Consider the following 20527-nt stretch of genomic DNA (forward strand, 5'->3'; position numbering starts at 1 on the left):
AAAACTTTCTTGCTTGGAACGAAAATTCGGCAAAATCTGCTTCCTTCGGAGTTCTCAGACACGCCCTAGAAGTAAGCGATTGAATATACACATCCGATGATAACTGGGGGGATAGAACATGTTTGCCAAAACGATTCGCAAGGACCATTACGGCTACTATTTCATTGCTCCGTTTTTTATTATTTTCACCACTTTTGGGCTGTATCCCATTTTATATTCCCTCTACATCAGTTTCACCAACTTTGATGGGATCACGACACCTGACTTTGTAGGGCTCGGTAACTACGTTGCCGTATTACAAGATCCGTTGTTCTACAAAACCTTGTTTAATACGTTATTCATCTGGGGCGTATCTGTAGTTCCACAGCTCACAATCTCACTTGTGTTGGCTTTTATCTTGAATGATAAGATGCTCAAAGGACGGGACTTTTTCAGAGCCGTATACTTTTTTCCCAACATCGTTACGGCGGCATCACTTGGATTGCTTGTGAGCTTGATTTTTGACTGGCAGTCTGGCGGACTGAATCATTTTTTGGTGCAGACCGGTATAATACAAGATCCAATTAACTGGAAAAATGATCCCTGGTTTATGCGTCTGATTGTATCATCCATTTTGTTTTTTCAATACTTCGGCTATTCCATGGTCATCTACCTTGCAGGTCTTCAGGGCATTGATCCTTCATTGCTGGAAGCTGCACAGATGGATGGCGCGAAAAAGAAACATATTTTCATTCATATTATCGTGCCGATGCTCCGTCCAATTATTCTGTTTCAGATGATTACATCCATTATTGGTGGCATCCAGATTTTCGATCAGCCATTTACACTAACCAACGGCAATGGCGGTCCTGACCGAGCAGCCATGACGAGCATTATGTATCTCTATAATGTAGCATTTCAGAGCACACGATTTGGTTACGGCGCTGCCATCGCATTTTGCCTGTTTATTATCATCATATTGTTGTCCGTTGCATCCTTCATCATGACCAAGCGGAAGAGCCGTTCATAGGGAGGGGAGTTCTTATGCAAACTGCAAAATCAGTTGAACAACCAAATGCGGCGATTCAGCAATATGCCAATACAAGGGGCCTGACGGCAGGCAAAATCATCATCTATCTGTTGCTGACAGGTCTTGCCGTGCTCTGCATTATTCCATTTTATCTGATGCTTATCTATTCCACACATAACAATGCAACGATTGCTTCAACGTTCACATTTCTTCCCGGATCATTCTTGATTGATAACTATCTGAACATGGTATCCAAAATCAACATATGGCGTGGGTTTGCCAACAGCATATTTATTGCCGGAACATCGACCGTATTATCTCTGTATATTGGGGCCTTAACTGCGTATGGATTTGCCAAATTTAAATTCAAAGGACGAAACGGGTTGTTCCTGTTTCTGTTAGCAACCATGATGGTACCGGGTCAACTGGCTCTGATTGGCGTATATCGACTATTCAGCATGATGGGACTTCTGGATAGTTATGCCGCAATTATTTTGCCTGCTGCGGCTAACGCGTTTAATGTATTTTTTATCAAACAGTTCATGGAGAGCAGCATCCCGGATGAGATTATTGAATCTGCGCGGGTGGACAGTGCCGGTGAGTTCCGGACGTTCAATCAGATTGTACTGCCTATTCTGGGGCCGGCAATCGCCGCCCTTGGCATATTCACGTTTATCGGATCATGGAATAATTTCCTAACACCGCTGGTGCTATTTTTCTCCCTGGATAAATATCCACTTCCGGTATTGGTTGCGCTAGTGCAGGGGTACTATGGGATGGATTATGGACTCTTGTATTTGGGTGTAGCGATCTCAATCCTGCCTATTATCATTGTATTCTCTATATTTTCCAAACAGATTATAGGGAGTGTTGCTTTGGGTGCTGTGAAAGGATAGGGATAAATAGAAAATAGGGAATTGCAAAGAGCAAGATCAACGAATTCATAGGAATGAATAGTGGTCTTTATCATCAGAGTCGCTCATGAGGGCGGCTTTTTTGGCATTCTATATTTTGCGTATATATCCCATCTGATAAGTAAAGGATACCTTTAACTGAGAATATCTGGACGGAGCGTTTACGGAAAGGGGAGGCGTCATGGACACATCAGCGATAACACAACAGGACCTGCCATTAACCGGACAACTTGTTATTGATCAAGAAATGTTACGCTCCGTTTTTGCGGGTTGCTCGGACGTTGTATTTCATACATTCCAAACCGCGTGTCTTACTTCAGCATTATGCGTATATTGTGTTGGTGTATGCGATACGGAACGGCTGGAACGACAGGTACTAACGCCCCTTCAGGAAATGGGAATCGAAGCTGCGCAAGTTCCCCTAGCTTCTGTTAAGCAAGTTGAAACGACTACTCAAGCAGTACAGGCCATATTTGAAGGAGAAGCTCTGTTACTGCTGGACGGTTCAATAGGAGGAACTACATACCCTCTATACCAAGCTGCAAATCGTTCAACGGAAGAACCGTTAGCTGAATCGACCGTGCGTGGTGCACGGGATGGGTTCACAGAGTCGTTGACCATGAATATGTCTTTACTGCGCAAACGTCTCAAGACACCTGCATTGAAGATTCATACACGTAACATGGGAGATCGTACAAACACCAGTATTTCACTTGTATACATGGAAGGGATTATTGATCCCAAACTTGTTAAGGAAGTGGAGACACGACTTGGCGATTTAAAGCTCCGAGACGTACTGGAGAGTCAGTACATTGAAGAAGGCATTGTTGATCAGCGATATTCACCATTTCCACAGATGATTGCGACGGAGCGTCCGGATGTCGTTGTTTCCAACTTGCTGGAAGGTCGTTTTGCTATTCTCGTTGACGGAACGCCGTTTACCCTTATCGCACCAGTGACCATTTTTTCCATGTTACAATCCCCCGAAGATTATTATCAAAATGTGTTCATGAGTGTTTTTGTACGCTGGCTGCGATACATTTTTTTTGTTTTATCCATGCTGCTTCCATCGGCTTATGTAGCGATTACGACGTTTCATCAGGAGATGATTCCTACCGTATTACTTCTCAGTATTGCTCGGGCGAGAGAAGAGATCCCTTTTCCTGCCCTGGTGGAAGCACTCATTATGGAAATTGCCTTTGAAGCATTGCGTGAGGCTGGCGTCCGATTGCCCAAGCAGGTCGGATCAGCGGTCAGTATTGTGGGGGCCTTAATTATTGGGCAAGCGGCGACGAGTGCCGGAATTGTCTCAGCCCCCATGATTATCATTGTAGCGATTACCGGTATCGCTTCTTTCATGATCCCTCGCTATGCTGCCAGCATCGCGACCCGTCTACTACGTTTTCCCATGATGTTTCTTGCAGGAACGTTGGGACTCACGGGTGTCATGCTGGGAGTCATCTTGGTTGTCATTCATCTAAGCAGTCTTCGTTCATTTGGAACACCTTATCTTTCACCGGTAGCACCTACGATGGCTAAGGAACTTAAGGATGTATGGTGGCGTCCATCTCCAAGGAACAAACCACACTAGAACAATCTACATTTCGAGCACAAACAAGGGAGCGGGATTACATATGTTGACTGACAAAGGGAAAATATCGGTGACTCAATTGGCATTTATGGTCTTTCCCGCCATTCTCGCGACGGCTATCCTGTCTGTGCCTGGAATTACAATGCACTATGCAGGACATGACATGTGGATGACCCCAATTATAGGTTCGATCGTTGGGTTGGCTGCCATTGGTATTTCCGTTGGACTTGATCGTCTGTACCCTGGAAAAACGCTCATTCAATCCAGTGTATTGATTATTGGTCGGATTCCCGGCAAGTTATTTGGCCTGATATATATCGCTTTTTTGCCCCACCTGACGGGCTTGATTATTCGGGAGTACGGTGAATTCATTGTTAATAATGCACTTCCGCGTACACCTTTGTTTGTTGTGATGGGTACGATGGTTGTTGTATGTGCGATTAATGTCAGACTTGGGATTGAAGTTGTCGGACGAACCGCTCAGGTGTTTGTTACCCTGTTGATCGTTCTGCTGGCTTTGATCTTTATATTGCTGATTGGTGAACTGAATCCTGCCGAGCTGTTTCCTTTTATGGAGAAGGGTCCAATTCCCATTATTACGGGGGCTGCTGCACCTGCTGCATGGTTTAGTGAATATATCGTGCTGGCTTTTCTGCTACCTTATGTGAATGAAAAAAAACGAATAACCCGGGTCATGCTTGGATCCCTTGTATTTACGACAACTGCAATGACGGTTACCAATCTGTTTTGCCTGTTTTTAATTGGTGATTTGACGGATACATTTGTATTTCCGGTCATGATCGCAGCAAGATACATAACCATTGCGGACTTTCTACAGCATATCGAATCCCTTATTATTGCTATCTGGATTTTCGGTATTTTCGTTAAAATTTCCGTTTTTCTATATATCTTTGCTACATCAACCGCGGAATGGTTTGGTTTGCGAGACTACAAACCTGTGGTTGGTCCACTTTCGTTCCTGTGCATGATATTTGCTTACTGGGTTGTGTCCGGTGGATCCGGTATTTCCAGTTTGGTTAGCGCTTCAGCCAACTTGTATACGATCAGCATTTTATTAATCCTTCCGGCTATGATCTACGGTGTCGCATGGCTGAAGAAAGGGTGGGCACATTTTCGGAAGAATCGAGCGAACACCTGATTGATGGGGGAGGAGCACTTGCGAATATATAGAGTACTACTAATGCCAATATTGTGTTGTGTGCTTTTAAGTGGATGCTGGGATCGCATCGAGATTAACGATTTGGCTATCGTGCTGGCTACAGGGATAGATTATGAAGATGGTGAAGTACATTTGACTTCACAGATTTTCATTCCGCGGAAGGCGAGTGCAGGAGATAGTAGTGGGAGTGGAGGCAGTCCAAGCGGGGTAACAATGATTCGAACAGCGGAAGGACGTACAATTGCAGAGGCATTGAATCGGTTACAACGTAAAGTTCCCCGGAATATGTTCTGGGGCCACTGCGAAGTCATAATCATCAGTGAGCAAGCAGGCAAACGCGGTATCCGCGAGTATATCGATTTCTTCCTGCGTTACCCTCAGTTCAGGGAGCATGCATATGTCTTTTCCAGCGAAAAGGCTGCGAAAGATATCCTTGCGTTACTTGATCCACTGGAGCGAAGTTCTGCTGAATCGCTACGTGAGATGGCCAATCTGAAGTTAGGTACACGTGTTACTGCGCTTGAACTGGCTAAATCTATTGAAGGTCCGAGCAGTTCAGCCATTTTGTCTCGCATGTTAATCTTACCCCCGGAGCCCGATCAGGATAAACTGACGACTACGCCATATGTGAAAGGTCTGAGTATGTATAAGAAGGATCGTTATGTCAAGACGGTCAAAGAACCACTAAGCGTAGGTGTATTACTACTTGCAAAAGAACTGAACAGCATTATCATGCCCGTTGAGTTTGAGCCGTTAAAGGGTTCTTTTTCGATAAGACTCATTGAAAATAAAACCTCCTTGAAGCCGCGAATTGTAAACAAACAGTGGAGTATGAAGGTCGACATCCAAACCAGGGGAGAAGTGGTGTTAAATACGACGGATGCCAATCTGACTGATCCCGCTGTATTAACTAAACTGGAAAAGGAATGGTCGGCTAAACTCACATCTTTGGCTCATGATGCTTTAGTCATGTCCCAGAAAGAGCTGCGCTCCGATTTCTTCAAATTTGCAGTTGAATTTCGCAGATATTACCCGCATCAATGGAAAGCGCAGGAGAAGAACTGGGAAACCATCTATCCTGATATGGACGTGGAAGTCAACGTAGATGCACATGTAGTACGTACCGGAAAATCAACAGGACCACAGGGGATACCTAATGAGGACGAAAGTTGAACAGAATCGGCTCCTGTACAAGCCTGGAAGAGAGGTGATTGAATGAAACTAGGCTCAATCCTTGGAATATTGATGCTGGCGACTGCGATAGTGTATGGAGAGTGGAAGAGCAGCAAAGAGAAGCGAGCCAGAATAGTGAGCGCGGGATTTACTGCTGTGGCGGCAGTAATTGGGATCATTCTTCTCTTTCAGCCCCGTTTGCCTGGTCCTACCCAGTTTGTGAAGCTTATATTTGGAAGTGTGGATAAATTTATAAAATAAGATGATGGGAAAAAGAAGGACCAAGTCTCTGCGTACCAGAGGCGCGGTCCTTCTTTTATTTAAGTTGTAGCCAGTTAGAAAGTTTACTCTTTGATCACAGAAGCATTTACGGCATCTTCCATTTTCGTATTGTAGGAACGGAACAGACCCAGACGCCAGAACGCGGCTCCTTTGAGGTCATAACGTTTGGCGAGACCCAGCTTATCATCAACAGAGGACGGCGTTTCACTGCTTAGACTGATACCGAGCAGAAGTTTACTCTTTGGGACACCGGCCTGTATGGCTAATTGAATTGCCTGATCTACAAGACTATTTGGCTCAGGTACCTGAGATTTGGTGCCAACCGGATTATACTGATAGGCCATAATGATAAGATCATCTGCAATAGAGGCAAGTGTTTTGTAATCATAACCTTTATAAGCACTATTTAGCGGCGGTACCGCTAGAGATAAAGCTGTGTCCTGGGGCAAGGAACTCTTTAGTTGTTTCACGTAAGCATTGAGCAGCTTCTGTTGTTCTACCGCATCCAGTTTAAAGCCCAGTCCCTCAAAATCCAGAACAACTCCGCCAAAACCATGCTCCGTGACAGCAGCAGTTATACCTTCAATCGATTTCAGCCGCAGGCTCTTGTCGCTCAGAACTTTGGTCAGTTCGCCATTTCCGTCCAATGCATACACCATGAGCTGTGGTTGGATCTGTTGATCTGCTGCGTCATCAACGATGGACTGCGGTGTAATATCACCCGCAGCAGCAGGGAGGCGGTACTCATCCCCTTGGAGCGTAAACTGACCTTCACGATCAATGCGGCTCCAGCCAAAGGCTACGGAATTCAAGGAAGTAATAAGGTCCTTTTCTTGAAAGGATTGCAATGCATAGAAGGCTCTCAGGTGCATCTCGCGTTGTGGGGAGACAAGGGAGACCGTCTTGGTTGCTTGATTCCAGCTTACTTGTACACCGAATTGGTTACTGAACGAACTTAGTGGAATAAGTACGCGGCCCTCCCGCTGAACGGGTGCAGCTGAGAGTGTAACTTTTTTTCCATTTACGGTCGCTGTGGTGCTGCTAACTTGTAATAGTACCTCGGTAGTTTGTCCTTTCACCGTGTTCGTTGCTTTTACAGTCTGTGATTTGCTGTTCCAGGTAATATCAATACCTAGGGCTTCACCGACCGTCCGAAACGGAACATAAGTGACACCTTTATCAACTCGTGGAGCTGCATCAAATTTCAGGGGCACATCATCCAATTGAACTGAGATGGCCGGGGCAGCATAGGCTCCACCGATATTGGGGGTACTTCCAAGAATAGAGAGAGCAATTACAGTAACCGCAGCGATTTTTCCTGCTCTTTTAATAAGCATCGTTTGTGTCCTCCAACTCCGTACATAATAGTAGAATCGTGTTTTGAACAGAATCTAGTAATCTAACATATGTAGCATAACAAAATTTTCATATCGTTCCAATATAAGAGTCCGGAATGTAGTCATATATACCATATCGCTGTTTAATAGGTTCTTCCTACAATAGTGTAATTAAATGATAGCTTTGGTGAGTTGTTGGCTAGAAGTCCAAACACAATAGTACGCTACGAATATACTATCCTATCCCAACATTAGGAGGTAGATTGATGAGCACATTTCTGGATGCAAGAACATCACAAAATGCCAGTTTGGCCAACTCAATAGCTATTCCAATATTATTACTGAACACCCCACAGCTCTTTGGTCAAATCGGTCTGCAAACTGCCGGAGCAGGAGCGAATCCCAGAGTTCAATTTAAAGGAACGGTTTCTGTACAATTACCTTTAGCTCTTGCGGGAATAACGATTACCGTTGTAAGAGGTACCTTGTCAACGGACCCGGTTATTTACTCCGCAACGTCCACATTTGGTTTAAGTGTATTGGCACCACAAGTAATAACATTCTCTGGAAATGATTTTAATCCACCGATTTTACCACAATTAACTTACACTGCTTTTATAAGCTCCAACTTGCTGGGAACAGTCCGTGTTGGTCCCGAGAATTTTGATGGATTTGTGGTCTCTGATTAATAGCTCTCTCTAAAAAAAGTTATGTTAATCGTAAAAACAACCCCATACCACTAATCTACGGGAAACCGATTAGAGGTATGGGGTTGTACGTGTTTTTTTAATCTGAAACGACAAATCCGTCGAAACTCTCGGGTCCCACCCGAGTAGTACCGAGCAGGTTTGTGCTGATAAATGCGGTATAGGTTAATTGGGGCATGAGCGGTGGGTTATAGTCAGTGGAAGAGAAGACAATCACTTCAGGGTTAAGCAGACCATTCAGACCATATGTGTGGTTTCCCGAGTATACAATTGGATCGGTTGCGATGGTTCCTCTTACCACAGTAATCCTCACTATAAAAAGTGCACGCGGCAATTGCACCGTGATGGTTCCTTTTAATGAAACTCTTAGATTGGTTCCGGCTCCAGCGGTGATGAGACCAATCTGGCCGAATAATTGTGGCGTAAAAATCACTGGAATCGGTATGGAAATGGAATTAAACAACGCAGCATTTTGCGATGATCTTGCATCCAGAAATTGAGTCAACGTATATACCTCCTATCTGTTTCAGATAGAATAATATATTCATCATTCAGATATTCGTATGGACGTTGGGTGAAGCGCTGGAAATATTAAAGACAAACCGACTGCCCATAGGACTGGACTCTTTAAGCCATACAATGCCACCCATTAATTCGGCGAGTTGTTTACAGATGGACAGGCCAAGCCCTGCTCCGCCATACTTTCCTGAATTACCATGAATCTGGGAGTAGGATTTGAACAACAGATCCTGACGATCCTGTGGGATGCCGATGCCCGTATCCTTTATTTCGTAGGATGCATGGAGAGTACCTTTGGTATCAGCAGATACCTCAGTAGAGATGCATACTTCACCTTTCTCCGTAAATTTAAGTGCATTCCCAACGAGATTGATTAAAATCTGACGAACTTTGTGCTGATCGCCCATAAGCATCAGATGATCATTAATATTATATTCTGCGTACAACCTAATTCCTTTTTTCTGTGCTTCAGAAGAGAATAATTGTAATACATGTTCAACTGTGTCAGAGACACTATAGGGCTTGATCTCCAGAGAGATCGCACCAGCTTCTGCTTTGGAGTAGTCCAGAATTTGATCCATCATCGACAGAAGGCTGGCGCCACTTGACTCAATGACATTAACATATAACGATTGATCCTCACTTAGCCTGGTCGATTGTAACAGATTGGCCATTGCAAGAACACCATTCATTGGCGTCCGGATTTCATGGCTGAGAACGGCCAGCAAATTTTTCTTTTCTTCAAGCACTTTTGCAGCGGTCTCTTCCGCCTGTTTTAACTGTTGCAGAGTTGTTTCCATCTCAAGAAGACTCGTGAAAAAGGAAGACAAGGAGAGAAGCAGATCCACGTCCTTTTGTTGATAGGAATAGAAATCCTGATCAAATGAGCAAAGGGAGCCGTAAATTTCTCCGTTCTCATTATGTATAGGCACACCAACAAATGAACACCCACCTACGAATTCGGTTGCGTCCATATGTCTGGTTAATGGATGTGTTAGATTATTATTGATTACTAACGGGCCTTGGGAATGTTCAGTCACAAGTGCACAGTATGACTCGGCGTTATCAACGACCAGCCCCTCACCCAGAATGAGTTTGTCACGATTATATACGTTCAGAACTTTGGTGGATAGATGATCCAACTGGGCAATACAAAACGTATTTGCAGGAATTAACCTGCTTGCCGTGTCCATGACATTAGCAGCCGAATCATATAATTTATGTGAGACAAGGGATAGTACATCAATGAATTCTGTTTTTAACATATTGATTTGACTCCTCCTGATTGTAGAAATTCGTTGTGCACTGTATTCAGTATATATGAATTTGAAGAATCGATCATGTATGGTTTTGACAGTGGAAGACGGAAATGAGAAAATATAATGCTGTGTAACATGTATATATTAATAAAGTTTTGGAGGCAAATCAATGAATCAGCGTTTTCGAATTACCCGATCCATGCAAGATAGTAATGCCGAACAATCCATCTCGCTGGAAGAGTGCAAACTCTACTTCGAATCCCAACCCGATTTTACCTATTCACCGGTTCTTAACATTGTAGGAGCAGAGAGCACCATGACCATTGAGGGGGACTTTTTTATGTGGGACCTTGAGGGTGCACAGATTGCTTTTCGTTTGTACATGGGGGATCTGTATGTAGCTATTTCTAACGAAGCTATTGTACCCAAAATGATTGAGATTGCAACAGATCTACGTGCAGATATCGTTGAAGGATAAGAAGTAGAGAACTAGAGTTTGATAAAATGTAATGATGTTAGTTGTAGTATACTTTAGACATCCCTGTAAAAATGAGACTAAAGATTCATTTATATTCCATATGTTAGATTGTAATATATGGAATATAAAACATTTTACAGGAGGGTAATGAAGTGAAAAAGACCAAATTAATACTTGTTGTATTCCTGAGCATGATCCTTGCCTTATCAATAACTGGAATAGGATCGAGTTCAAAGGCTTCTGCAGCTACGGCACGTACACCCATTGTATTGGTACATGGATTGACCGGTTCAGATAGCAATTTTACAGCAATTGAGAGTTATTTGCGTAGCCAAGGGTGGACCAGAGACGAATTATTCGCGATTGACCTTCCTAGCAAACAAGGAAACCAGCTGTTGAACTCCGCAGCAATTAGTCGATTCGTAGATGATGTTCTACGCCAAACGGGTCATACAAAAGTCAATATTATAGCTCATAGCATGGGTGGAGCTAATAGTCTCTATTACATACTTAACCGTGGAGGCGCTTCCAAAGTGGATAAGTTGATTACCCTTGGCGGGGCTAATCGATTGACCACAACGACAGCTCCGAGTGGAATAAAGGTGACTTCCATCTATTCCACCAGTGACACGATTGTGTCCCCGGTACTTTCCCGGTTGAACGGGGCGAACAACGTTTCGGTTTCCCTCGTATCCCATATCGGTCTGCTGTTTAACTCGCGGGTGAATGCCCTGATCAAAACTGCGTTGAATGAGTAGCTGAACATACAAAATGTGCATTTTTTCATTGATATACAATGATTGACTTGAACACGACTGGCCATTTATGGGCAGTCGTGTTTTCGTATTACCCGGAAATGGCTCGCTGAGGTAAGTTTCAAAAATAGGTACATCCGTTCTATAATTAGAAATCAGAATTAAAAATGGAACAAGTTAAAGGAGTCTATATACATGCAACTTCTACCGAATGATCGAATTAAAGTTCATCCAGGTTTCTGGGCTGGTTTACATCAATTAGGGATTGGTGCTCACGACGTAGCTCGCACTGCACAATTGCCTCTTGAAGTAATCACTCAACCTGTAGTGACCCAATCTCAATACTTCGCAATCTGGCAGGCCTACTCTGATCTCAATGGGGACACCGCCGAGGGCATCATCAAACTTGCAACCGGATATGCAATATCGAAGTATCCTCCGCCTGTACTGGCGATGTACCATGCTCGTGATTATCGTGATGCGTTGAATCGCATGGTGCGTTACAAGCAAATGTGTCCTCCCGAGAGTTTGCAGATTACCGAAGCAGGGGAGGAATGGTTCATTGAACTCGAATGGTTACATAAGGAGCAACAAGGTCCGCCATTGCTGGTTGGTATTACGCTGGCATTTCTGATCGAACTTGGACGGAGGGGCACAGGACAACCTTTGACTGCCAAAAGGGTTGAGTTCTCCCAACCGATGGGTGACGTAGCCACCCTTGAGGCTTACTTCGGCTGCCGAGTTGATACGAATTCTAACCATAATCGGCTGACGCTGGAACGGAAAGATCTGAGTCTTCCATTTCTATCGTATAACGAGGAGTTACTGGAGATTCTGACCCCGGCACTGGATCGGTCGCTGGACGAACAAGAGAGCAATCGTTCCATTACTGAAGTGGTCAAATGGATTATGAAACGCAGCCTCACAGGAAAGCGCCCTGACATCCAGACAGTCGCCAAAGAGCTTCGCATGAGTGATCGTACCTTGCAGCGGCGACTGACGGAGGAGAACACAAACTTCAAGCAATTATTAACCGAGGCCAGACGTGAGCAGGCCCGAGCGTACCTTGCAGATCTTTCGCTCGATATCAAAGAAGTGGCATTTCTGGTTGGATATGAAGACCAGAATTCGTTCTATCGTGCTTTCAAAACCTGGGAAGGGGATACACCTTCAAATTGGCGTGTAAGGCAATAACTCTGGCGCAAAATGCTAGTTACTAGGTCCTTCAGACTGCGTAATATTATACCTATCCGGTGCATGAAGCTATTGGCAATGTCCAGAAGAAGCAGCCGGATAGTTGTAATCATGAAGGAGAAATGCAGGATGGATATGGGACTAAAAGAGAAAACAGCCTTAGTTACAGGATCGACAAAAGGGATCGGCAAAGCGATTGCTATAGAACTCGCTCGAGAGGGTGTTCATGTTCTGATTAATGGACGTAATGATGAAGAGGTGGAACAAACCGTTCGTGAAATCAAGTCCACTTTTCCGGAGACCTCTCCGCAAAAGGCTACCGCTGATCTTGTGGATCTGGCGCAACGGCAAGCTTTATTCGAGAAATTTCCTGAAGTTGATATATTAATCAATAACATGGGGATATATGAAATCATGAGTTATGAAGACATAAATGATGAAGTGTGGGAGAAATATTTCCGGACTAATGTACTTGCTGCCAATGGCTTGTCCCAATTTTATTTACCTAAAATGGTGAAGAACAATGACGGGCGTATTATTTTCATCGCAAGTGAAGAAGCCCTTATGCCTTCAGGCCAGATGCCCCAGTATTGCATGACCAAGTCAATGCTGCTGTCATTATCCAAAAGTTTGTCCAAACTGACAGCAGGGAGCGAGGTTACGATCAATACGATCCTGCCAGGTCCAACACTGTCCGAAAACGTACAAGAAATCATTGAGGGCATATACCCTGATGAGGCACTGACTTTTGAGGAAAAAGAGAAAGACTTTATGAAGAGTAATCTGCCACAGTCCGAATTACAGCGATTCATCAAGCCAAGTGAAATAGGCAGACTCGCTGCATTTGTATGCAGCCCATATGCTTCAGCCTTCAGAGGCTCTCCCATCCGAATGGACGGGGGTATGGTTCCCACCATATTTTAAAATTGTTCAGGATACAGGATAGGTATCCATAAGATGTCGCCAGTATTGGCGACTTTTTTATTTGTAAATGATCTATGCGAGGGCGTCAATCGAGTTTATAATACAGGTATGTTTTTCGAAAACGATTTCTGTTCATTGGAAGCGATTACTTTTATCTAAAGGGGACACTATCATGATAGCTGCAATAAATCTGGAAGGCATATGGAAACTCCAACTTGATGAACATAAGGTGGAACGTGGTCTGAATTTCTCAGACGTTATTACATTGCCAAATACTACATCTCATGCGGCCAAGGGCAAGAAAAACGAGAATGTGTTAATCGGTGCGCTGACGGATGAGTACTTATTTGAGGGTTATGCCTGGTTTTCACGAGAGATTGAAATTCCCGAACACTTGGCTGGAAAATGTTGCTTCTTGCATTTGGAACGAACACGAGTAACCACAGTTTGGATCGATGGGGTGGAATGCGGAACACAAAACAGTCTGAACACACCTCACCGTTACAAGATTGAGGCAGGGCTAACCGCTGGGACTCATACAATTACCATTCGAGTGGACAATACCAATTATCCAACCAAAGGTGGTCACCTTACATCCGAAGACACGCAGACGAATTGGAACGGCATCACCGGGAAATTGGAACTTCAATTTTTCGAGCGTGTTTTCCTGGATAATGTTCAGGTCTATCCCGATCTTGCGACTCGATCTTTCGATATCAAGGCAGCACTTGTTGGTGACCTGCAAGAAGTACGAATCGTGGTTTCAGCTGTTGCAGTCAGTGCAGATCCGGTGTATACGACCGAGGAACAGATTTTCGCCCCGGATTCGCAGGAAATCCAGCTGACGTACAAGATTGGTGAAGATGCGATGTTATGGAGTGATGATGAACCTAACCTGTACCAACTTCATATTCATCTGCAAGATCAGGACGGCGAAGTGCTGGATTCCACCGAAGTATGGACGGGATTACGGGAATTCCGGGCTGCAGGAGACAAATTCACCATTAATGGTCGCAAAACGTTTCTTCGAGGCAAACATGACGGGCTGATCTTTCCGCTCACCGGATACGCGCCAACAGATGTGGATGAATGGGTTCGTATTCTCGCTATCTCCAAGTCCTACGGTATCAATCACTACCGTTTCCATACCTGTTGTCCTCCGGAGGCTGCTTTTATTGCAGCGGATCTGCTCGGCATCTACATGGAGCCTGAGCTTCCGTTCTGGGGAACGATTACGGATGAATCTTCGGATGGGCATAATCAAGCCGAGCAGGATTACTTGATTAGCGAAGGATTTGCGATGCTGCGTGCTTTTGGTAATCATCCTTCGTTTGTCATGATGTCCATGGGGAATGAACTATGGGGAAGCAAGGACAGATTGAATTCGATCCTGAAGGCATACAAAGCATATGATCATCGTCATCTATACACCGAAGGTTCGAATAACTTTCAGTTTGTGCCGGACATTCTGGAGGAAAGTGAATTCTTCTGCGGGGTTCGTTTCTCCAAAGAGCGCCTGTTCAGAGGTTCATATGCGATGTGTGATGCTCCGCTCGGTCACGTGCAGACCGACCTGCCAAATACATTGAAAGATTACGATTCAAACATTGTACCTGAGCAAGGCAGCGATGCTGACCCTTCTGGTCAGACTGGGGACAAAGAGATTCAGATTCAGTATGGGACAGGTTCCAAAACAGTGCAGGCCGAAGCTGGAAGTGACCAACTTGTCTCACACGTACCAATCATCTCGCATGAAATTGGACAGTACGCCACGTTTCCTAATTTCGAGGAGATCAACAAGTATACGGGTTCACTCAAAGCCAAGAATTTCGAAGTGTTTCGAGAGCGTCTGAATGCCAAAGGGCTGGGACATCTGGCGGAAGCATACTTCAGAGCCTCTGGTAAACTCGCGGTCGCATGTTACAAGGAAGAACTGGAAGCTGCTTTTCGTTCGCAGCAACTAGCCGGGTTCCAGCTGCTGGATCTTCAGGATTTCAGTGGTCAGGGAACGGCGCTGGTGGGTGTACTGGACGCATTCATGGATTCCAAAGGCATGATTACACCTGAGGAGTGGAGAACGTTTTGTTCCGACGCTGTGTTGTTGGCGAGATTCCCCAAATATAATTATCAAGCGGGTGAATTGTTCGAAGCACGCATTGAACTAAGTTACTTCCGCAGACAGGCATTGGACGGACGTCATCTGAAGTGGGAAATTCAAAGCGAGCAGATCGAAGGAAGCGTCCTATTGGAAGGGAAAGCAGACCTGCCAGCGACCCATGGAGAACATTATGTGAATGTCGCGGATCTCAGCATTCGCATTCCTGAAGTCTCCAATATGACCAAAGTGGAGCTTAGACTGTCCATTCCGGGCACGGATATCCGTAAGTCTTACGACCTGTGGATCTACCCGAGACAGGAGGAAGTGGACCTGAGCGGTTTGAATCTATTTACCGAACTCTCGGAACAGGCGTTGGCGCTGCTTGAGCAGGGCGAGGATATTTTACTTTTCCCGAATCCCAATGAGCTTCAACACGCGATCCAAGGTTTCTATAGCACCGATTTCTGGTCTTACCCTATGTTCCGATCCATCTCGGAGAATATGAAAAGAGAAGTTCCTGTGGGCACAATGGGCTTGTTAATTCAACAGGATCATCCGGCCTTCGAACATTTTGTCACAGAGGAGCACTCAACTTATCCGTGGTGGAGCATCGTGTCCGAGTCGTCATCGATCATCTTGGATGAGTTGGATAAAGACTTGAATCCGATCGTGCAGACCATTGACAATTTTGAGCGAAACCACAAGCTCGGCCTGTTGATGGAGTGTCGGGTTCGGAAGGGGAGAGTGCTGATGGGAGCGCTGAATCTGGAGCGTCTGATGACTACATTGGAGGGCAGACAGTTGTTATACAGCTTCCAGCGTTATGTACAAAGTTCCGCTTACCAGCCAGTTGCACGTCTGGAAGTAGAGGAACTTCGCAAGTTGTTTAACTAAGATATAGGGAGAAGAAGTGTCAGGTTTCCCTTAATTATGCCAATGAGCCCCTTCCGCGAATGGAAGGGGCTATAAGACACGCAGATTGAACCGGTTCATTCTATCATTATGCGTTAAATGAACCTGCACTTTTTAGGATTACATTCCAATCTTTTTCTTCAAAAAGTATGTTGTCTTTCTCCTCTGTTACTCCGATCCGGACCTCAAGGATCACCATCCTGGTTTCAGCCAGAATAGAAAAGAGACTCTCCTTGGTAATCGCGAACTGATTGCCCATACTCACTTGCATGACCTTTCCGTTGACAAGCATTTGCCCACTGCCTGCAAGCACGGTCCATGCTCTACACCCAGTTCTATGCCAGTTCAACCCGATATGTTTGCCCGGTAGAACCGTTATGTTTAATGTGGTTACAGTTGTATTCTCATTGTCTAACGAACTCTCAATGACACGATAACTGCCCCAGGTTGCTTCACCATACATCGGTTTTAATGGCAAGTTACCCAATTGCGCTTTAATTTCATTTGAATTATTTTTGTTGGCAATGAGAATGCCATCCGGACTTGCGGCAGCGATAATACCTGGCACGCCAATGACTTGGATGGGGTAGGGAAGCTCGTTAATAATATAGGAATCGGAGGAAGAACCCGAGATTCCGCCATGTCCGATTACATGGGTATCTAACTGTGCGCACAGCGTATCCCAGCTTCCAATATCCTGCCATACTCCCTCATAAGGCAGGACTACGGCTCGCTGTGCCTTTTCTGCAACATGCTTGTCAAAACTCCGTTCAGGCAACGCTTCATACAGGGACGACAATTGATCATAATGAACCGGAAGCCCCATTTTTTTAATATGGGATATCATAAACGCGACAGTGAACGCGTACACACCGCAGTTCCATAGTGCCCCACGTTGTAGCAGCGTTTCAGCAATGGAGGCTTCGGGTTTTTCTATAAATTGTGTTATGGGCGCATAAGCATTACGTTCTTCCCCATCCGGCAGGATGTATCCATACTGTTCTGAAGCATGTGTAGGCCTTGTCCCAATTAAAGCGATATCGGCTTGAGAGTGTTTCAGTATATCCGGCAGTAATTGGAAGTTGCTGAAAAAATCTTCACCTGCGAACACATCAGCTGGCGCGATACAGATCACATCGTCATCTTTGGCCATTCGGAAGGATTGCAGATATAACGTCGCTAAGGCCGCCGCAGTAAAAGTGCCTCGTTTATAAGGTTCCCCAATGACTGGTATTTTGCCTTGAGTATGTCGTGCCGTAATATTAGCCTGATCTTGATGTGAAATAATGAGTGTTGAATCCGTTAGGGATGAACTGTCAAGCTGGCGGCATACTCTGCTGATCATGGATTCCCTACCTCCAGCGGGTGATGGAAGTATATCTATGAACAGCTTGGAGCGAAGCTCATTGGATAACGGCCAGAGCCTTTTGCCAGAGCCGCCGCACAGCATTACGATATGCATGGGCTTCCTCCTTAAGCTCAGGGAGCTTTACTATAGATTTTCCGTTTATGAAAGGAAAGAGAACGATATTTAAGAGCCAGCTTGCGGATTTGTTGCTCTTTTAACGAAGAAGCGTTCACATTCAGACTTTTATTCTTGGAACTTCTAAGGACCATGCTGCCTGGGTTTTTCGTATACATAAAATTGGCATACGTTTCATATTCGGAGAAACCAAACTGTTTCTTCTTATTGATATTGGAGATGATCGCTTTGTACCATGGCAGCTTATGAACCGCTTCAATTTTCTGTTTTAAGGCAGCGAGTTTTGATTTGTCGAACAGCATATAATGGGTGACAAAAGAGCGGGGGCGCGGAGCTTTCATGCCTAACAACTTGCGGTAGGTATTGAAATATTCCGGCTGGCTCCAGTCACGGCAGTAAAAGACTGTTTTGCCTTCTACAAGAAATGAATGAGGTTTAATCAGTACGGTATCTGCATCCATGACTAGAAAGTACTTTGCCTTCACAATGGAATCTCCGTTCATTTTGAGCAACTGCTGATATAACCAGCCTGACCGATTCCATCGGGAGGACTGGTAGTGTATGTCGTTTTTGGTTATAGGCAGGACGGATCGCTCATTAACAAAAATGCAGTTTTTAAGGGAACAGAGTTTTCTGATCTTGGTGCTGACCGGAGAAACAATATATATGCTTCCAATGGGATGTTTTACATAACGGCGAATGTTATCGATGACGAGGGGTAGGGTAGCCAAATCTTTCTCGATCGCTGGTATAAGAACATCAATCTTAGGCGCATTGTTCAACCGGATTCCAGGCTGGACAGACATCTTCTCAACTCCTTGCACAAATCGTGATGACTCATTATATGGTATGTGTGCAAAAGTGTTTTGGTCAGGGCATGTGCAAATATACATTTTTACGAATAGGGGCTTTTGTTGAGGGTTCCTTTATCGGTATTACATATAATGCTTGCAGGATCTTGATCAAACAGCAGGCTTTGATGCGGTTGCTGAAGGGAGAGTTTACGACATGGGAGTTGATAAGTTGCAGCCGTTAAGAAGCAAGTGGTTAAAAACAAAATTGATCATTAATAATGAATTAATTAAACCGTTCATCCCCGACACACAGAAATATAACAAAACGAATCTGAAATCCATGATCAGCAAATATGGGATGGTCTATGTCAAACCCGAGAGAGGTACTTTCGGGATGGGTGTTATTAAGGCGGAGATGGAAAGTCAGCAACATTTTGTCTATCAGATAGAGCAAAAACGTCTGACGTTTGACAGTTTTGAATCGTTTTATAACAGTCTGACTCGTCTGGTGAATAAAAGAAGTTATCTGATTCAGAGAGGAATCCATCTGCTTAAGCACAATAACAGACGTTTTGACATTCGAGTCATGATACAGCTAAGCCCGACCAAACATTGGGAAGCCACCGGAATCATCGGGCGACTGGGTCATCCAAAGAAAATCGTAACCAATTATCATAGTGGTGGTACACCGATGGATATTCACAAGCTGCTAAAATCATATGCATCCACCAAACGCAGAAATGAACTGATTCAAGAGATGAATGAGCTTAGCCTGCGCATAGCTCGTCATATGAAAAAAAAGTACCCGCATCTTAAGCAAATCGGTGTAGATATCGGCCTTGACCACAGTCTGAAACCCTGGATTATTGAAGTGAATGTCAAACCTGACCCATATATATTCAATCAATTAAAGGACAAGACGATGTATCGCAAGGTAATACGATATTACCGTCATGCTGTGCCCAAAAAAACAAAATAACAGACCGGACTTTTCATAGGAATGCTGGAGAAGGTTACAAGCTCAAGAGTCGCCAATGTGGCGACTTTTTTTGTTGATCTGCGTTTTAGGGTCGGAATAATGCATTTCATCCCCATTCGACTCCGAAACCTATGCTAAAATAGTATATTCGAGAGTGAAATTCAGAGTCGATGTCGATGAAAGGCGGATGTTCCCCCATGTTCAATATTGCAATCTGTGATGATGAGGAGCAGCAACGAGAACGTGTGAAATCCATGCTGGTCTCCTTATCTCTAAAAACCAATTTTGATTTTCAAATTAGCTTATTCACATCTGGTGAACAATTGCTCTCACACTACAGAGAGGTTGGGGATACATTCAATATTCTCATCTTGGATGTGGAGATGGGCGGAATGAACGGGATTCAGACCGCTAAAGAGATCAGGAACATGAAGTTTCTGGATGTACAGATTATGTTTCTGACCAGTTACCCGGAATATATGGTGGAGAGCTTTGATGTCATCACCTTTCAATATCTGATCAAGCCAATCCAGCCGCAAGTTTTCGAGGAAAAGATGATTAAGCTGTGTCAATATTTTCAAGCATTGGACAAAAAGTATGTACTAATCAAATCAGACTATGATGAATTGCTGCTGAAATATGATGATATTCTCTGGATTGAGGTCGTCAAAAGTTTAACAATCAAGAACAAGTTGAATTTTGTAACACAGGAAAATGTACATGAGACCAAAGGCATTCTATCTAGTTACGCATCTGGTTTGAAAGACCATGGTTTTTTGCAGATCCATCGCTCGATTATCATTAACCTTATGCATGTTCAGAAGTTTTCCGGTACCCAAGTCATTATGTTGAATGGAACGGAACTGCCCATAGGTCGATCCAAGGTCAAAGAAATCAAGGATGCCTACACCAAATATATGATCATGAGGATTCAATGAT

At 44.3% G+C, this 20527-nt stretch carries 19 protein-coding genes; 14 read left to right on the top strand and 5 right to left on the bottom strand.

Annotated elements, in window-relative coordinates; all coding sequences use genetic code 11:
• Window positions 1–118 precede the first annotated feature (118 nt).
• From MHI52_RS14580 to MHI52_RS14605, 6 genes are all read left to right on the top strand, one after another.
• The gene (locus MHI52_RS14580) at window positions 119–1009 is read left to right on the top strand and encodes a carbohydrate ABC transporter permease (protein ID WP_405159275.1); all 891 of its coding nucleotides are present in this window, start codon (window positions 119–121) and stop codon (window positions 1007–1009) included.
• A 14-nt stretch (window positions 1010–1023) separates the two neighbouring features.
• Window positions 1024–1905 carry a carbohydrate ABC transporter permease gene (locus tag MHI52_RS14585; RefSeq protein WP_081745887.1) on the top strand — a complete coding sequence of 294 codons (882 nt, stop codon included), beginning with the start codon at window positions 1024–1026 and terminating at the stop codon, window positions 1903–1905.
• Window positions 1906–2104: 199 nt separating this feature from the next.
• On the top strand, window positions 2105–3514 hold the full coding sequence (locus tag MHI52_RS14590; protein ID WP_253508267.1) for a spore germination protein: 1410 nt from the start codon (window positions 2105–2107) through the stop codon (window positions 3512–3514).
• Between the two features lie 43 nt (window positions 3515–3557).
• Entirely contained in the window at window positions 3558–4673 is a 1116-nt protein-coding gene (locus MHI52_RS14595; protein WP_047842877.1) for an endospore germination permease, read from the top strand.
• Between the two features lie 42 nt (window positions 4674–4715).
• Window positions 4716–5867, top strand: coding sequence for a Ger(x)C family spore germination protein (locus MHI52_RS14600; RefSeq protein WP_179086464.1), 1152 nt, complete (start codon window positions 4716–4718; stop codon window positions 5865–5867).
• 42 nt (window positions 5868–5909) lie between these two features.
• Window positions 5910–6128, top strand: coding sequence for a hypothetical protein (locus MHI52_RS14605; RefSeq protein ID WP_036608149.1), 219 nt, complete (start codon window positions 5910–5912; stop codon window positions 6126–6128).
• Between the two features lie 83 nt (window positions 6129–6211).
• Here the strand turns inward: MHI52_RS14605 and MHI52_RS14610 are convergent, their stop codons facing one another.
• A complete protein-coding gene (locus tag MHI52_RS14610) occupies window positions 6212–7486 on the bottom strand; it encodes a stalk domain-containing protein (RefSeq protein ID WP_405159276.1) in 1275 nt (424 codons plus the stop codon).
• Between the two features lie 266 nt (window positions 7487–7752).
• Here MHI52_RS14610 and MHI52_RS14615 point away from each other — a divergent pair, with 266 nt between their 5' ends.
• Complete coding sequence (locus MHI52_RS14615) at window positions 7753–8175, top strand: hypothetical protein (protein WP_076249393.1); 423 nt, start codon at window positions 7753–7755, stop codon at window positions 8173–8175.
• Between the two features lie 97 nt (window positions 8176–8272).
• Here the strand turns inward: MHI52_RS14615 and MHI52_RS14620 are convergent, their stop codons facing one another.
• On the bottom strand, window positions 8273–8698 hold the full coding sequence (locus tag MHI52_RS14620; protein ID WP_253508273.1) for a hypothetical protein: 426 nt from the start codon (window positions 8696–8698) through the stop codon (window positions 8273–8275).
• Between the two features lie 46 nt (window positions 8699–8744).
• Window positions 8745–9977, bottom strand: coding sequence for a GAF domain-containing protein (locus MHI52_RS14625; protein ID WP_036608137.1), 1233 nt, complete (start codon window positions 9975–9977; stop codon window positions 8745–8747).
• A gap of 163 nt (window positions 9978–10140) precedes the next feature.
• On the opposite strand from MHI52_RS14625, the gene MHI52_RS14630 reads away from it, so the two are divergent.
• The 5 genes from MHI52_RS14630 (at window position 10141) to MHI52_RS14650 (ending at window position 16314) form a co-directional block, all read left to right on the top strand.
• Window positions 10141–10449 carry a hypothetical protein gene (locus tag MHI52_RS14630; RefSeq protein WP_036608134.1) on the top strand — a complete coding sequence of 103 codons (309 nt, stop codon included), beginning with the start codon at window positions 10141–10143 and terminating at the stop codon, window positions 10447–10449.
• Between the two features lie 191 nt (window positions 10450–10640).
• Window positions 10641–11207: an alpha/beta fold hydrolase gene (locus tag MHI52_RS14635; RefSeq protein WP_083677388.1), complete on the top strand. Its 567-nt coding sequence runs from the start codon at window positions 10641–10643 to the stop codon at window positions 11205–11207.
• Window positions 11208–11399: 192 nt separating this feature from the next.
• The gene (locus MHI52_RS14640) at window positions 11400–12398 is read left to right on the top strand and encodes a helix-turn-helix domain-containing protein (protein WP_405159277.1); all 999 of its coding nucleotides are present in this window, start codon (window positions 11400–11402) and stop codon (window positions 12396–12398) included.
• Window positions 12399–12527: 129 nt separating this feature from the next.
• Window positions 12528–13322, top strand: coding sequence for an SDR family NAD(P)-dependent oxidoreductase (locus tag MHI52_RS14645; RefSeq protein ID WP_405159278.1), 795 nt, complete (start codon window positions 12528–12530; stop codon window positions 13320–13322).
• 172 nt (window positions 13323–13494) lie between these two features.
• On the top strand, window positions 13495–16314 hold the full coding sequence (locus tag MHI52_RS14650) for a glycoside hydrolase family 2 TIM barrel-domain containing protein (protein WP_405159279.1): 2820 nt from the start codon (window positions 13495–13497) through the stop codon (window positions 16312–16314).
• Between the two features lie 106 nt (window positions 16315–16420).
• Here the strand turns inward: MHI52_RS14650 and MHI52_RS14655 are convergent, their stop codons facing one another.
• Both MHI52_RS14655 and MHI52_RS14660 read right to left on the bottom strand, forming a co-directional pair.
• A complete protein-coding gene (locus tag MHI52_RS14655) occupies window positions 16421–17794 on the bottom strand; it encodes a sugar phosphate nucleotidyltransferase (protein WP_101313692.1) in 1374 nt (457 codons plus the stop codon).
• A gap of 17 nt (window positions 17795–17811) precedes the next feature.
• Entirely contained in the window at window positions 17812–18621 is an 810-nt protein-coding gene (locus tag MHI52_RS14660) for a DUF6492 family protein (protein ID WP_405159280.1), read from the bottom strand.
• A gap of 202 nt (window positions 18622–18823) precedes the next feature.
• Here MHI52_RS14660 and MHI52_RS14665 point away from each other — a divergent pair, with 202 nt between their 5' ends.
• Both MHI52_RS14665 and MHI52_RS14670 read left to right on the top strand, forming a co-directional pair.
• Window positions 18824–19588: a YheC/YheD family protein gene (locus MHI52_RS14665; protein WP_405159281.1), complete on the top strand. Its 765-nt coding sequence runs from the start codon at window positions 18824–18826 to the stop codon at window positions 19586–19588.
• Window positions 19589–19785: 197 nt separating this feature from the next.
• On the top strand, window positions 19786–20526 hold the full coding sequence (locus tag MHI52_RS14670; RefSeq protein WP_074094992.1) for a LytTR family DNA-binding domain-containing protein: 741 nt from the start codon (window positions 19786–19788) through the stop codon (window positions 20524–20526).
• The last annotated feature ends 1 nt before the right edge of the window (window position 20527 follow it).

Origin of the sequence: Paenibacillus sp. FSL H8-0283 (genome assembly GCF_045040675.1) — a bacterium.
Taxonomy (GTDB): Bacteria; Bacillota; Bacilli; order Paenibacillales; family Paenibacillaceae; genus Paenibacillus; species Paenibacillus amylolyticus.

Excerpts from the sequence above, each read along its gene's own strand:
- MHI52_RS14670 (WP_074094992.1), top strand. The coding sequence starts at position 19,786 with ATGTTCAATATTGCAATCTGTGATGATGAGGAGCAGCAACGAGAACGT.
- MHI52_RS14635 (WP_083677388.1), top strand. The coding sequence starts at position 10,641 with ATGATCCTTGCCTTATCAATAACTGGAATAGGATCGAGTTCAAAGGCT.
- MHI52_RS14580 (WP_405159275.1), top strand. The coding sequence starts at position 119 with ATGTTTGCCAAAACGATTCGCAAGGACCATTACGGCTACTATTTCATT.
- MHI52_RS14605 (WP_036608149.1), top strand. The coding sequence starts at position 5,910 with ATGAAACTAGGCTCAATCCTTGGAATATTGATGCTGGCGACTGCGATA.
- MHI52_RS14595 (WP_047842877.1), top strand. The coding sequence starts at position 3,558 with ATGTTGACTGACAAAGGGAAAATATCGGTGACTCAATTGGCATTTATG.
- MHI52_RS14610 (WP_405159276.1), bottom strand. The coding sequence starts at position 7,486 with ATGCTTATTAAAAGAGCAGGAAAAATCGCTGCGGTTACTGTAATTGCT.
- MHI52_RS14660 (WP_405159280.1), bottom strand. The coding sequence starts at position 18,621 with ATGTCTGTCCAGCCTGGAATCCGGTTGAACAATGCGCCTAAGATTGAT.
- MHI52_RS14645 (WP_405159278.1), top strand. The coding sequence starts at position 12,528 with ATGGATATGGGACTAAAAGAGAAAACAGCCTTAGTTACAGGATCGACA.
- MHI52_RS14630 (WP_036608134.1), top strand. The coding sequence starts at position 10,141 with ATGAATCAGCGTTTTCGAATTACCCGATCCATGCAAGATAGTAATGCC.
- MHI52_RS14650 (WP_405159279.1), top strand. The coding sequence starts at position 13,495 with ATGATAGCTGCAATAAATCTGGAAGGCATATGGAAACTCCAACTTGAT.
- MHI52_RS14655 (WP_101313692.1), bottom strand. The coding sequence starts at position 17,794 with ATGCATATCGTAATGCTGTGCGGCGGCTCTGGCAAAAGGCTCTGGCCG.
- MHI52_RS14640 (WP_405159277.1), top strand. The coding sequence starts at position 11,400 with ATGCAACTTCTACCGAATGATCGAATTAAAGTTCATCCAGGTTTCTGG.
- MHI52_RS14625 (WP_036608137.1), bottom strand. The coding sequence starts at position 9,977 with ATGTTAAAAACAGAATTCATTGATGTACTATCCCTTGTCTCACATAAA.
- MHI52_RS14615 (WP_076249393.1), top strand. The coding sequence starts at position 7,753 with ATGAGCACATTTCTGGATGCAAGAACATCACAAAATGCCAGTTTGGCC.
- MHI52_RS14665 (WP_405159281.1), top strand. The coding sequence starts at position 18,824 with ATGGGAGTTGATAAGTTGCAGCCGTTAAGAAGCAAGTGGTTAAAAACA.
- MHI52_RS14590 (WP_253508267.1), top strand. The coding sequence starts at position 2,105 with ATGGACACATCAGCGATAACACAACAGGACCTGCCATTAACCGGACAA.
- MHI52_RS14600 (WP_179086464.1), top strand. The coding sequence starts at position 4,716 with ATGCCAATATTGTGTTGTGTGCTTTTAAGTGGATGCTGGGATCGCATC.
- MHI52_RS14585 (WP_081745887.1), top strand. The coding sequence starts at position 1,024 with ATGCAAACTGCAAAATCAGTTGAACAACCAAATGCGGCGATTCAGCAA.